Source organism: Bauldia sp. (assembly GCF_020442045.1).
Classification (GTDB): domain Bacteria; phylum Pseudomonadota; class Alphaproteobacteria; order Rhizobiales; family Kaistiaceae; genus Bauldia.
Genome location: NZ_JAGRLA010000103.1, coordinates 1 through 12,333, shown reverse-complemented (window position 1 = coordinate 12,333; position 12,333 = coordinate 1). Strand labels below are relative to the sequence as shown.

General features: G+C 67.7%; 13 protein-coding genes, 1 tRNA gene and 1 riboswitch. Of the genes, 6 read left to right on the top strand and 8 right to left on the bottom strand.

Annotated features, from left to right (window positions below):
• Positions 1-1,199, top strand: a 1,199-nt coding sequence (gene glgA, locus KDJ86_RS11525) for a glycogen synthase GlgA (RefSeq protein ID WP_291745702.1), incomplete at its 5' end; no start/stop codon positions are given.
• A gap of 22 nt (positions 1,200-1,221) precedes the next feature.
• Here glgA and KDJ86_RS11520 read toward each other — a convergent pair.
• Positions 1,222-1,932, bottom strand: a complete 711-nt coding sequence (locus KDJ86_RS11520; RefSeq protein ID WP_291745701.1) for a methyltransferase domain-containing protein — start codon at positions 1,930-1,932, stop codon at positions 1,222-1,224.
• Positions 1,933-1,984: 52 nt separating this feature from the next.
• Here KDJ86_RS11520 and KDJ86_RS11515 point away from each other — a divergent pair, with 52 nt between their 5' ends.
• Positions 1,985-2,572, top strand: a complete 588-nt coding sequence (locus tag KDJ86_RS11515; protein WP_291745699.1) for a class I SAM-dependent methyltransferase — start codon at positions 1,985-1,987, stop codon at positions 2,570-2,572.
• A 191-nt stretch (positions 2,573-2,763) separates the two neighbouring features.
• Here the strand turns inward: KDJ86_RS11515 and KDJ86_RS11510 are convergent.
• The 3 genes from KDJ86_RS11510 to KDJ86_RS11500 all read right to left on the bottom strand — a co-directional run bounded on the left by KDJ86_RS11510 (position 2,764) and on the right by KDJ86_RS11500 (position 4,491).
• Positions 2,764-2,839, bottom strand: a tRNA-Glu gene (locus KDJ86_RS11510).
• Positions 2,840-2,904: 65 nt separating this feature from the next.
• Positions 2,905-4,032 (bottom strand): AI-2E family transporter, encoded by a 1,128-nt coding sequence (locus KDJ86_RS11505; RefSeq protein ID WP_291745697.1) that lies wholly within the window; start codon positions 4,030-4,032, stop codon positions 2,905-2,907.
• 84 nt (positions 4,033-4,116) lie between these two features.
• Complete coding sequence (locus tag KDJ86_RS11500) at positions 4,117-4,491, bottom strand: hypothetical protein (protein ID WP_291745695.1); 375 nt, start codon at positions 4,489-4,491, stop codon at positions 4,117-4,119.
• Between KDJ86_RS11500 and KDJ86_RS11495 the strand changes: the two genes are divergently transcribed.
• Complete coding sequence (locus tag KDJ86_RS11495) at positions 4,490-5,494, top strand: RluA family pseudouridine synthase (protein WP_291745693.1); 1,005 nt, start codon at positions 4,490-4,492, stop codon at positions 5,492-5,494. The two genes, KDJ86_RS11500 and KDJ86_RS11495, sit on opposite strands and share 2 nt — an antisense overlap.
• 142 nt (positions 5,495-5,636) lie before the next feature.
• Positions 5,637-6,554 carry an RNA polymerase sigma factor RpoH gene (rpoH, locus tag KDJ86_RS11485; protein WP_367116791.1) on the top strand — a complete coding sequence of 306 codons (918 nt, stop codon included), beginning with the start codon at positions 5,637-5,639 and terminating at the stop codon, positions 6,552-6,554.
• Positions 6,555-6,576: 22 nt separating this feature from the next.
• Here the strand turns inward: rpoH and KDJ86_RS11480 are convergent, their stop codons facing one another.
• The gene (locus tag KDJ86_RS11480; protein ID WP_291745691.1) at positions 6,577-7,176 is read right to left on the bottom strand and encodes a pentapeptide repeat-containing protein; all 600 of its coding nucleotides are present in this window, start codon (positions 7,174-7,176) and stop codon (positions 6,577-6,579) included.
• 168 nt (positions 7,177-7,344) lie between these two features.
• Here KDJ86_RS11480 and KDJ86_RS11475 point away from each other — a divergent pair, with 168 nt between their 5' ends.
• Positions 7,345-8,127: an SDR family oxidoreductase gene (locus KDJ86_RS11475; protein WP_291745688.1), complete on the top strand. Its 783-nt coding sequence runs from the start codon at positions 7,345-7,347 to the stop codon at positions 8,125-8,127.
• A gap of 80 nt (positions 8,128-8,207) precedes the next feature.
• Positions 8,208-8,918, top strand: a complete 711-nt coding sequence (locus KDJ86_RS11470; protein ID WP_291745685.1) for a carbonic anhydrase — start codon at positions 8,208-8,210, stop codon at positions 8,916-8,918.
• A 46-nt stretch (positions 8,919-8,964) separates the two neighbouring features.
• Here KDJ86_RS11470 and KDJ86_RS11465 read toward each other — a convergent pair whose 3' ends face one another.
• The 3 genes from KDJ86_RS11465 to KDJ86_RS11455 form a co-directional block, all read right to left on the bottom strand.
• Positions 8,965-9,903 (bottom strand): ABC transporter substrate-binding protein, encoded by a 939-nt coding sequence (locus KDJ86_RS11465; RefSeq protein WP_291745683.1) that lies wholly within the window; start codon positions 9,901-9,903, stop codon positions 8,965-8,967.
• A gap of 11 nt (positions 9,904-9,914) precedes the next feature.
• Positions 9,915-10,658 (bottom strand): ABC transporter permease, encoded by a 744-nt coding sequence (locus KDJ86_RS11460; protein WP_291745681.1) that lies wholly within the window; start codon positions 10,656-10,658, stop codon positions 9,915-9,917.
• Between the two features lie 98 nt (positions 10,659-10,756).
• A riboswitch (TPP riboswitch) is annotated at positions 10,757-10,862 on the bottom strand.
• A 66-nt stretch (positions 10,863-10,928) separates the two neighbouring features.
• A partial coding sequence (locus tag KDJ86_RS11455; protein WP_291745679.1) for a hypothetical protein occupies positions 10,929-12,333 on the bottom strand: 1,405 nt, incomplete at its 5' end.

Sequence of the window (12,333 nt, the reverse complement as noted above, 5' to 3'; positions counted from 1 at the left end):
TCGTCCTCGACGCGCCGGGCTTCTTCGACCGGCCGGGCAATCCCTATGTCGACGCGAACGGCGTCGACTGGCCGGACAACTGGAGGCGCTTCGCGGCATTCGCCCGGGCCGCGGCCGATATCGGCAACGGGTCGGTCGATGCCTTCGTCCCGGACGTCGTCCACTGCCACGACTGGCAGAGCGGCCTGGTCCCGGCCTATCTCCGCTTCGGCAGCGGCACCGCCGCGCGGAGCGTGATGACGATCCACAACATGGCCTTCCAGGGGCGGTTCGACTCGATGATCTTTGCCGAGCTCGGCCTGCCGCCGGAGGCTTTCGCCCTCGACGGAGTCGAATATTACGGCGGGGTCGGCTATCTCAAGGCCGGGCTGCAATGCGCCGACGCGATCACCACGGTCAGCCCGACCTACGCGCGGGAGATTTGCACCGGCGAAGGCGGCATGGGCCTCGACGGCCTGTTGCGAGGGCGGCAGGCGGTGCTGTCCGGCATCGTCAATGGCATCGACACGGAGACCTGGGACCCGGAAACGGATTCCCACCTTGCCCGCCCCTATGCGGCAAGGCGGCTGACCGCGCGCAAGACCAACAAGCGTGAGGTCGAGAAGGCTTTCGGCCTCGATCGCGGCGACGGCATCCTGTTCTGCGTCGTCAGCCGGCTCGCCTGGCAGAAGGGCATGGACCTTCTCGGCGACTGCATCGACCCGCTGGTCGCGGCGGGCGCGCACTTCGCCCTGCTCGGCTCGGGCGATCCCGGCATCGAGGCGATGCTGCGGGCGGCGGCCGCCCGCCATCCCGGCCGGGTCGGCATCGTCACCGGCTACAGCGAACCGCTGTCGCATCTCCTCCAGGGCGGCGCCGACGCGATCCTGGTCCCCTCGCGTTTCGAGCCATGCGGCCTCACCCAGTTCTATGGCCTGCGCTATGGATGCGTCCCGGTGGTCGCCCGGGTCGGCGGCCTCGCCGATACGATCATCGACGCCAATCATGCCGCGCTCGACGCCGGCGTCGCCACCGGCATCCAGTTCCTTCCGGTCGATGCGGACGGGCTGAAAGGCGCCCTGCTGCGGGCGATCGCCCTTTACGGTGAGCCGGCCGCCTGGCAGCGGCTGCAGAGGAACGGGATGAAGGCGGATGTCTCGTGGAGTGCAAGCGCCGCCCGCTATGCCACGCTCTATCGCGACGGCGCCGCGCCGGGCTGAGCACCGGGCGGACCTTGCCGCCTCAACCTCTCCTGAGGACAGCGCCCAGGCTGACCGACTGGGCAGCCGATCGCAGCGCGGTCAGCCCGGGCGCATAGGCGTTCCACACCCACATCCCGTAATCCGGATTGGAGGCGAAGCTCGACCGGAAGACGATCGGCCGATCGAGGGAGATTTCCTCCGGTACCAGTCCGCTGTCTTCCCATGCCTGGAACATCTCGTCGGCCCGGCGTTCGGCCACCGGATCCGGTTCGTCGCCGATGTAGAAATCGACCGCATGCAGGGCGAGCCCGCCAGCCTTCATGACGCGCGCGTGGTCCGCCCAGAATTTCGGATACACATCGAACGGGACATGCTCGATGACCGAGATGCTGACGACGACGTCGAAATAGCCGTCGGGCAGCTCCGGCGAGAAAGACCCGAGCGCCTCCGGGACCATTCTGACGCCGGGAATCTTCGGTACCTGCCGATCGGCGCGTGGCGTGCCGACGCTGCCGAAGTCGTCGATATTCCACACCTCGTTGGCATCGGCGACGAACCGCAACGCCCGCGAATGGCCGCCTCCCACCTCCAGTATCCTGAGTTCGCTGGCATCCCTCAGGTGATAGAGGATCCAGGCATCCTGCAGATGCTTGAGGTCCATGGCCTGTCGCTGCGTGCGCTCGAGGATCGCGCTGGTCCTTTCGTCGTTCAGGGCGGTGAAGTATTCGTCCTTGGTTATTATGTGGGTCACGCGCTAGAAGTCCCCCGACAGGCAGGTTTTTCGGCGAAGGAGGATACCCCGAATGACATCCCTGAATCAGGCCCGGGATCAGCAGCCCCCCGCGTTGCGGGACATCCCGGGCTGGATGAACCCCAAGGACCTGATCGTCATCGCCGGGCTCGCGGCCGCAGTTCCGCCCGATGGCCTGATTGTCGAGGTCGGGTCCTGGATGGGCCAATCGACCCAGGCATGGGCCGCCAACACCAGCGCCACCGTCATCGCCATCGACCTGTGGAAGTGGATGCCGAAGGAATACAAGGGCCCCTTTGGTGACACGGTGGACCTCAAGGGCGACCCGCTGAAACAGTTCCTCGCCTTCACCGCGCACCTGCCGAACGTCGTGCCGATCCAGCGCAACAGTTCCGGCGGCGACTGGCCTCATCCGCCCGCCGACATCGTCTTCATCGATGCGATGCACCAGGCGCCCTGGGTCGCCGAGGACGTCGCATACTGGGAGACGAAGGTGAAGCCGGGCGGCATCATCTGCGGCGACGACTACGCCAACATGTTCCCCGCGGTCAAAGAGGAAGCCGCGGCATGCGCCGAGCGCCACGGTGTCCCCCTCGAAACCCCGGGTCACAAATTCTGGATGGTGCGATTGCCCGGCTGAGGCGCCTTCCCGGCCGGCGATGGCTGGAAGCGGAGCTCCATCGACGATTTGCAGACCATCGGGTGAACGGGGAATGGTTCGTCCGGTGCGCCGAAATTGACGCCTGGCTCGAACAGATCGTGGACCGGTTTCCCAACCGCTTTCCCAAACCGGGAGCGAAATGGCGGAATTCTGCGGCGAAAGGGGATGGTTGGCGCTCCCTAGGGGACTCGAACCCCTGTTTCTGCCGTGAGAGGGCAGCGTCCTAGACCGCTAGACGAAGGGAGCAGCAGCAGGCCGTCATTCTATAGCCATCGTCCGGGCCGACTTCAAGCGGCGGCTTCGCCGTTCTGTCATTCGGCGGCCGAAGGCTCGTCGGTATCGCCTCGCGACGGCCCGTCTTCCCGCATGCCGGATTCCGGGTCGGCACGGAACCACACCTGGATGAGGTCATAGGCGACCGCCAGGATCACCGGCCCGAGGAAGACGCCGATCAGGCCCCAGGCGACGAGGCCGCCAAGCACCCCGACGAAGATCAGCAGTCCCGGAAGCTCCGCCGTCCTGCCGGCGAGCACCGGCCGCGACAGGTTCTCGACCGGATAGACGACGAGGATGCCCCACAGGGTGACGAAGATCGCCCAGCCCGGATCGTTCTCGGCAAGCAGCCACAGCGCCACCGGAATCCAGACCAGCGGCGCGCCGATCTGGACCAGCGCCGCGAAGAAGGTCAGGCCGCCGAGCAGCAGCCAGGCCGGCACGCCGGCGATCAGATAGGCGAAGGTCGCCACCAGCGCCTCGGCGACGGCACTGCCGACGACGCCGCGCACGGTGCTGCGGGTCGTCCTGACCGCCCGCCCGAGGAGCGTCGTGCCGACGCTGCCGCCGACCCGGTGGAAGAACGTCTCGGCGAAGCCCGACAGCCGGCCGCGATGGGCGAGGAAGACGCCGGCAAGGACCACGCCGAGCGCGATCTCGAACACGAAGAGGCCGACATTCTCGACCTCCTGCAGGCCCCAGACCAGCCACTGCTCGATGTCGTCCCGGAAATGGGCGATGTAGCTCTTGCCCTCGCCGACGATCAGCTCCCAGTTGCGGCTGAGAACGTCGCCGACCCACGGCAGGTTCCTGATGCTTTGCGGCGCCGTCGTCACGCTGTCGGCCGAGACCGCATTGACCCAGGCGAGCAGCCCGGGGGTGTAGGCGATGATCCCGCGGGTCAGCCCGATCGCCGGCACGACCAGGATCAGCACCAGGATGACACTGGTGATCAGCGCGGCGAGCCGCCGCCGGTTGCCGACTTTCCGCTCGATCAGGCCATGCAGGGGCGCGGCCGACACCGCCAGCACGATCGCCCAGAGGATCGCCGGGATGAAGGGCTTAAGCGTTAGGAACGTCGCGAACAGCAGGAAGCCGGCGACGATCGCCGCCAGGACACCGTCGAAGGTGGTCGGTATCGGTCCCTGCCCGCGCTTGCGCTCCACCTGCCTGCCTCGCCGGTCGCCTGCCTGATCGCTCGGCCCAGGAAAGGCATAGCGGATTCGGAAGGGTCGCTGAACCCCGGGGGTCTATTCGTCGGTGACCCGCAGCCGGCCGACGACCGTCATCGACGGCATCTCGAAGACGACGATGGTGGTTCCGGCCGCGTCGGCATAGGTCAGCGAAAGACGATTGCCATCGAGGGCGGAGGAGACGATGCGGGCGTCCGGCGCAAGTCCCAGCTCGGTCAGCGAGATCGTCGGCGTCGCGGCATCCTTCGGCAGCGCCGCCGGCCTGGCCGTATCGTCCTGCAATATGCGGTAGACGATGCCGCCAAAGACGGCGAGGATGCCGATTCCCAACGTCAGCCCGGCGATCAGCATGAGCCGGCGCAGCCGCTGCTGAACCCGCAGGACGGCGGGGTCGAGCGGCTTTTCGTCTTCGTCGTCGAATGGATCAGCCATGTCAGCCGGTCAGGTCGGAACGCGTATCGAGGTTGTCGTCGACGAGGCCGGGAGCGGCTCCCGACTCGACGCCTATCTGGCCCGCGCCATCGCCGATCTGTCGCGGAACCGCGCCAAGGCCCTCATCGTGTCGGGAATGGTCGCAATCGGCGGCGCGACGATAGAGGAGCCGAAAAGGCCGGTCAAACCGGGAGAGGCGATCACGGTCACCCTGCCGCCGCCGGAGCCGGCCGAGCCGGAGGGCGAGCCGATCGCCCTCGACGTCGTCTACGAGGATGACGACCTGATCGTCGTCGACAAGCCGGCCGGGATGGTCGTCCATCCCGCCGCCGGAAACCGCACCGGCACCCTGGTCAACGCCCTGATCGCCCATTGCGGCCCGAGCCTTTCAGGCATCGGCGGCGTCTCGCGGCCGGGCATCGTCCACCGCCTCGACAAGGATACCAGCGGCCTGCTGGTCGTCGCCAAGAATGACCGCGCCCACCAGAGCCTCGCCGCCCAGTTCGCCGATCACGGCCGCGAGGGGCCGCTGGAACGCGCCTATCTCGCGCTCTGCTGGGGAGCGCCCGGCCGGCCCCATGGCACCATCGACGCCCCCCTCGGCCGGTCGAGCCAGAACCGCGAGAAGATCGAGATCAGGCGGAGCGGCGGCCGCCACGCCGTCACCCGTTACACGGTGGTCGAGCGATTCCCGGAAGGCGCCACGCCGGTCGCCTCGCTGGTCGAATGCCGGCTGGAGACCGGCCGCACCCACCAGATCCGCGTCCATCTCGCCTCGATCGCGCATCCGGTGATCGGCGACCAGGCCTATGGCGCGGGCTTCGCGACCAAGGTCGCCCGGCTGCCCGAACCCATGCGCGACGCCTTCTCGGGTTTCGGCAGGCAGGCCCTGCACGCCTGGCGGCTCGGCTTCGAGCATCCCTCGACCCACGCCGGAATGGCCTTCGAGCGCCCGCCCCCGGCCGACATGGCGGCGCTGATATCCGCGCTCAAGTCACTGTAAAGACTGGACAATCATCAACGCCGCAATGCCGGCGCTTTTCCCGGCCAATATCGTACCTATATAGCGTGTTCGCCGTGGCCTATTGGGAGGCACGGCAGCAGTTCCCGCCGGAATTGCCGGGGGAAGAAAGGGGCGCCAGACCATGGCCCGTGCAAGCCTGCCTGTTATCGCGAGCGGCGAATCCGGCCTCTCGCACTACCTGACCGAAATCCGCAAGTTCCCGATGCTCGCGCCGGACGAGGAGTTCATGCTCGCCAAGCGCTACAAGGAACATGGGGATCGCGATGCCGCGCATCAACTGGTGACCAGCCACCTCCGGCTCGTCGCCAAGATCGCCATGGGCTATCGCGGCTACGGCCTGCCGATCGGCGAAGTCATCTCCGAGGGCAACGTCGGCCTGATGCAGGCGGTCAAGCGTTTCGAGCCCGACAAGGGCTTTCGCCTCGCCACCTATGCCATGTGGTGGATCAAGGCCTCGATCCAGGAATACATCCTGCGCTCCTGGAGCCTGGTCAAGATGGGGACGACCGCGAACCAGAAGCGGCTGTTCTTCAACCTGCGCAAGGTCAAGGGCCAGATCAGCGCCCTCGAGGACGGAGACCTCAATCCCGAGCAGGTGAAGGAGATCTCCGAGAAGCTCGGGGTGCCCGAGGACGACGTCATCTCGATGAACCGGCGGCTTGGCGGCGACGCCTCGCTGAACGCGCCCTTGCGCAGCGACGAGGACGGCGGCGGCCAGTGGCAGGACTGGCTGGTCGACAATTCGCCGGACCAGGAGGAGCGCTACGCCGAGAACGAGGAGCTCGACAGCCGTCGCCAGCTCCTCAAGGACGCCATGGGCGTTCTCAACGACCGCGAGCGGCGCATCTTCGAGGCGCGCCGGCTGGCCGAGGATCCGATCACGCTGGAAGAGCTTTCCGGCGAATTCGGCGTCTCGCGCGAACGTGTCCGCCAGATCGAGGTCCGCGCCTTCGAGAAGGTCCAGAAGGCGGTGAGGAAAGGCGCCAGGGAACTCGAGCGCGCCCGCGCCGAGATCGAGACGGAAGCCGCCGGCGCCTGACGCGCGCGGCGCCGAGGCAAGCCTAGCAGCCGCTGTTGTCGATCCGGCCGTCGGGCATCGTCGTGTTGCAGAATATCGCACCGGCGAGGTCCGCCCCGGTGAGGATCGCGTCGGCCAGGTGGGCGTCCTTCAGGTTTGCTCCGCGCAGGACGGCTCCGGAGAGATCGGCACGCCACAGCTTGGCATAGGTCAGCCGGGCGCCGGTGAGATCGGCATGCGCAATTCGCGCGTCGGACAGGTTGGCGTTCCAGAGATTCGCGCCGCCGAGCCGCGCCTTCACGAGTCGGGCCCAGGCGAGTTCGGCATTGGTGGCGTCGGCCTCCCGGAGATCGGCGCCCGACAGGTCGGCGCGGCTCATCACCGCCTCCGTCAGGTCGGCGGCCGCGAGGTTCGCCCCGGTCAGCGTGGCGCTCGCAAGGAGGGCGCCGTGAAGTTTGGCCCCGCGAAGGTCGGCACCACCCAGCGCCGCGTTCCAAAGGACCACTTCCGTGAGGTCGCAACCCGCGCACTGGTTCGATGTCCTCAGGCGCTCCACCGCGGAAGCCTCGAAACCCTGAGACGGCACTGACAACGACGTGATTGCCAAAGCCGCGGCGGCCAGTCTGCTCACCGGCTGTCCCATATCAGGCACTCCAGCGCGATGGACGATAGCACTTCGGCCTCCCGGAAACGAGGGCAGGTATTCGGCCTGGCCCTTGCGCGGCGCCGTCCGCGACCCTTTTTCGGTTTCGCGCGACGGCGACGGACGGTATGGGTGTGCACGCCAGTCCAGTTCTGAAGGGGGGAATCCATGGCGGAAGAATTTGCCGGTCTCGACGGCAAGGTAGCGCTGGTCACCGGCGCGGCGACGGGAATCGGCGAGGGCGTGGCGCGGACGCTGCACGCGGCGGGCGTGCATCTCGCCGTCGCCGACGTCAACGGAGACGGGGTGACGGCACTGGCGAAGGATCTCGGCGACAACTGCCGCGCCTTCACCCTCGACGTCACCGACGGACCAGCGGTCGAGGCCTGCGTTTCGATCGTCGAGGACACCGTCGGCCCGATCCACGGCCTCGCCCATGTCGTCGGCATCCAGAAATTCGGGCAGGTCGCCGAGATGGCCGAGGCCGATTTCGACGCGACCTTCAACGTCAACGTCAAGGGGGCCTTCCTCGTCGTCCAGGCGGTCGCCCGCCGGATGATCCCGCGCGAGCAGGGCTCGATCGTCGCCATCGCCTCGACGGCGGCGCGGACACCGCGCATCGCGCAGGGCGCCTATTGCGGCTCGAAGGCGGCGGTCGCCCAGTTGATGTGCGTCGCGGGCCTCGAGCTCGCGCCCCGGAACATCCGGGTCAACTGCGTGTCGCCGGGCGTCACCGAGACCGGCATGGTCCAGCGCCTCATGGCGACGATGGAGACCCCGGAAGTCGTGGTCGGCGGCAATCTCGATGCCTACCGCCTCCCCGTCCCGCTCGGACGGCTGGCGCGATCCGAGGAGATCGCCGACGTCGTCGCCTTCCTGCTCTCGGACCGTTCAACCTACCTCACCATGCAGGACATCGTCGTCGATGGCGGCGGCGCCATGGGTGCATAGACGCAATTTCGATATTGAAATTAATCACTTGAAAGGAAGCCGAGGCGCAATCTCCGCCGTCCAACCGGAGGAGATGGCCCATGTGCCAGCAATGCATCGCCAGCCTTAGTCGTCGCAGCCTGATTCGAGGCGGCGCTGTCGCGCTGGCTGCGGCGGCGACCATTCCCCTTCACCCGATCGCCGCGCGGGCCGAAGATGCCGACCCGGGCAATCCGGACGAAGCGATCCAGCGCCTGATCGACGGCAATGCCCGTTACGTGGCGAATACGCCGATCAACACCGATTTTTCCCCTGGCCGCGCCGAGCGCGCCCGCGGACAGGCGCCATTCGCCGCCATCGTCAGCTGCGCCGATTCGCGGGTGGCGCCCGAGGTGATCTTCGACCAGGGGCCGGGCGATCTGTTCGTCGTTCGCGTCGCGGGCAACTTCATCAATGAGGATGGGCTGGCAAGCCTGGAATATGGCTCCCTGGTTCTCGGCATCAAGACGATCGTCGTGCTCGGCCATTCGGCCTGCGGCGCGATCGGCGCCACGATCGATGCCGTCAAGAATGGTACCGAGCTGCCCGGTCATCTGCCGAGCCTGATCGATGCGATCCGTCCGGCCGTCGAGGCCGCGATGGCGGCCAATCCCGACGATCTGCTGGCCGCGGCGACCGCGGAGAATGCCAGGCTCAACGCCGAATATGCGGCGACCGCCACGCCGATCCTCTCGGAAGCCCGGAAGGCGGGCAAGCTCAAGACGGCGTCGGGCGGCTACGACATCGCCACCGGCAAGGTCACCTTCGCCTGAAATTCGCGGCCGCCCCTGCCCGGGGGCGGCCGTCCACTTTCCGCGGTCAGCGCGGCACGACCGCGTAGTCGTCCACCGGCGGAATCCCGTCGATCAGTCCCTGCGCCGCGAGAAATTCGGCGAAGCGCTGATAACGGCCGGCATCAAGCGCCGCCGGCCGCTTGGCGAAGCGTGGCAGGGTGAGGTCGAAGGCGCGCCGGTTGAGCTCGTCGTTGAGATCGGGATGGGACGCGAGGAACATCTCCCGCGCCTCGTCCGGATGGTTGGTGAGGAAGACCGTCGCTTCCTCGATCGCGGCGACGAAGCGGCCGAGCAGCGGGTCGTCGCGCCGGTCCGACTTGGCGACGAAGATCAGCTCGTCATAGATCGGCACGCCGTGCTCCTCGGGATAGAAGGCGATGCCCGGCTTGCCTTCGATCTCGAGCTGGGTCAGCTCGAAATTCCGGTAGCCGTCGATCGCCGCATCCACCTGGCCGGAGAGCAGGGCGCTGACCAGGTTGAAGTTGACGTTGACCATCTCGACGTCGTCGGTGGTCAATCCGACCGACTTCAGGATCCCGTCGAGATAGGCGTCCTGGATGCCGGCGATCGAGAAGCCGACCTTCTTGCCCTTGAGGTCGGCAAGCGTCTTGACCGGACCGTCCTTAAGCACGATCAGCGCGTTGAGCGGCGTCTCGATCAGGGTCGCGAAGCGGACGAGCGGCAGGTCCTCGTTGATGAGAAGCATCAGGTCCGGCTGGTAGGTGATGGCGATATCGGCCTGGCCGGCGGCGACGAGACGCGGCGGCGCGCTCGGATCGGCCGGCGCGATCAGCTCGACATCGAGCCCGTGACGCTCGAAATAGCCGCCCTCCGCCGCGATGACCAGCGGCGCATGGTCGGGATTGACGAACCAGTCGAGCAGGACCGTCAGCTTGTCGGCGGCGGAGGCGGGGACCGCGGCAAGCATCAGGGCAAAGGCCGCAAACAGGAAACGAGCAGTCATTTTCACTCCCATCAGGTGGTTTCCGGGACCCATGGAGTCAGGTCGCGGGTGAAGAAGTCGACGCCGGCGCGAAGCAGCACCGACATCGCGGCAAGCAGGAACAGGCAGGCGAACATCACCGCCGTCTGCGAACGGGCATTGGCCTGGAGCATGGCGTAGCCGAGCCCCGACGAGGCCCCGACCCACTCGCCGATCAGCGCGCCGATCGGCGCGTAGACCGCGGCAAGCCGGATGCCGGTGATCAGCGCGGGCAGCGCCGAGGGGACGCGCAGCAACGCGACCTGCTGGACGTGGTTGGCGCCGTAGAGGCGGGCAAGCTCGAGCAGGTTGCCGTCGGTGCGCGCGAGGCCGTCGTTATAGGCGGAGGCGACGGGAAAGAAGATCGCGATGGTCGCCATGACGATCTTCGAGGCGAGCCCGAAGCCAAGCCACAGGACGAGCAGCGGCGCGATGGCGAAGACCGGCAGCGCCTGGCTCACCACCATCAGCGGCAGCAGCATTCGCTTGGTCGTCGGCAGGAAGCTCATCACCAGGGCGAGCAGCATGCCGAGAGCCGTGCCGGCGACGAGGCCGATCACCGTCTCCGTGGCGGTGGTCACCGCATCGACCCGCCAGAGGCTGGGCCGGTCGCGCAGCGCCTCGAAGACCGCGACCGGCGCGGGCAGCATGAAGGCCGGCGGTGCGAAGACCAGGATGATCGCCTGCCAGACGACGATCAGCCCGACGGCGACGAAGAAGGCGCGGACGAGGATCATCGCCCGCCGCCGCGGTGGAGTCCGGCTATCGAGATCGCCTCGAACAACATTGACCGGCCAATCGCCTCCCAAAGCGATCCGGTCATGTGACGAGGAGTCGGATAAACCCGTTCCGTTCCCTTCGCCGGCATGACCCGGATCAGGTTCGAAGGGTTCGACCGTCAGGTCATCTCAGCTCGAAAACGAACACCCCTCGGAACAGGGTCAGCATTGCAGGCCGACGGGGAAAGGGCAAGCCGGTTAAATGACCGGCTGCCATGTCGTAAGCGCCTAGCCGGTTCCCCAGGCGGCGAAGGCTTCCTCGAAGACGCGCTCTCCGGGCGTGCCTTTCTCGAAGGTCAGGATCGCCCGCTGGCCGGTGCCGTAGACGAACGGCAGGTCGATCCAGTTCCTTGCCCTGAGCAGCGCGACATTCGCGGCGATGTCATTCTGGTTCGCGGAGAGCGCGATCCAGAAGAAGCCGTCGGCGACCTTGGCGGCGGCCCCGACCAGCGGCTGGCCGCGCTCCTCCTCGCTCGACTTGAGCACGACGCGCGGAACCTCGTTGACGCCCTGGCCGGGGAAGTTGGCCGGCGTGTCGACCGTCACCTCGATCAGGTGACTGGCCGGCAGGGTTGCGTCCTGGTTCTTGTGGAAGGTGAAACGAACCGTCATGTCCCGCTCGGGAACATCGAGCCGCGCCTCGACTTCGGGACCGTTCGGCCCGTCTTCGATGAACCGCCAGGTGACCGCCGCGTTGATCGCGGTGACACCGGCGCCGTCGCCCGCATCGCCCACCGGCTCCTCGTAGAGGATCGCCTTCTGGGCAACCAGGGCATCCGGCGATGCGCCGGCATCGGCCGACGCCGGGACGGCCGGCACGACATCGGCGCCGGGCATCGCCTCCATGTCGGATCCGGCTTCGTCGTCTCCGCCGACGACCCGCACATTGGGATCGGCGGGCTGATCGCTGGCCAGCAGCCGGTCGGCATTCTTCGAGGTCTCGGATGGCCCGTCGGCCGGCGCCTCGCTGAGCGTCGGCGGCTCGCTCGACTCGAACGACGCGAGCAGGTCGGTGAGGATCGCGCGCTGTGACCAGCCGAGCGCCGCGAGACCGCCCACCACGCCGATGATCAGGACCGTCAGGATGATGCCCGGCAGCCGCGACCGTTTCGGCTTGGCGTCGCCAAGGTCGTCCTCGGCGATCTCGGCATCGACATAGCCGCGGCCACGGCGCTTCTGGGCGAAGGCCAGGCGGTCGCCCTTGTCGACCTTCGGGCCGTCCCCGCCGCGCCCGCCAGGCGGCGGGGGTGGCGGCACGTCCTCCCACCCCTGATCCTGATCATATTCCGGGGCAAGACGCGGCTCGTCGCCCCGCGTTTCCGCCCTGGCGGCGGCCGGAAGGCGGTAGCCGCTTGCCGGGAGGTATTCCTCCTCGGCTTCATACTCGACGTAATTCTCGGCTTCGGGGGGCGGTGGCGGCGGCGGAGGCGGCATCCGGCGAACTGGCTCGCGCGGCGGCGCCGGCCTCGCGTCGGGCGTACCCCTGAGGTCCGGCGCGGTCGCATTGTGGCGGGCCGCCTCGGCGCGCGCCGCGATCCGCGCGCGCGCATCCGATTCGCGCGGCGCGCCGCCACGCATCCCGGCTTCCTGGATCGCCTTGCGGAAGACATCCTGCGGCGTCGCGGAGGACGTG

Coding starts and splice junctions, on each gene's coding strand:
- KDJ86_RS11515 (WP_291745699.1), top strand. CDS start 1,985: ATGACATCCCTGAATCAGGCCCGGGATCAGCAGCCCCCCGCGTTGCGG.
- KDJ86_RS11460 (WP_291745681.1), bottom strand. CDS start 10,658: ATGATCCTCGTCCGCGCCTTCTTCGTCGCCGTCGGGCTGATCGTCGTC.
- KDJ86_RS11500 (WP_291745695.1), bottom strand. CDS start 4,491: ATGGCTGATCCATTCGACGACGAAGACGAAAAGCCGCTCGACCCCGCC.
- KDJ86_RS11470 (WP_291745685.1), top strand. CDS start 8,208: ATGTGCCAGCAATGCATCGCCAGCCTTAGTCGTCGCAGCCTGATTCGA.
- KDJ86_RS11465 (WP_291745683.1), bottom strand. CDS start 9,903: ATGACTGCTCGTTTCCTGTTTGCGGCCTTTGCCCTGATGCTTGCCGCG.
- KDJ86_RS11475 (WP_291745688.1), top strand. CDS start 7,345: ATGGCGGAAGAATTTGCCGGTCTCGACGGCAAGGTAGCGCTGGTCACC.
- KDJ86_RS11495 (WP_291745693.1), top strand. CDS start 4,490: ATGTCAGCCGGTCAGGTCGGAACGCGTATCGAGGTTGTCGTCGACGAG.
- KDJ86_RS11480 (WP_291745691.1), bottom strand. CDS start 7,176: ATGGGACAGCCGGTGAGCAGACTGGCCGCCGCGGCTTTGGCAATCACG.
- rpoH (WP_367116791.1), top strand. CDS start 5,637: ATGGCCCGTGCAAGCCTGCCTGTTATCGCGAGCGGCGAATCCGGCCTC.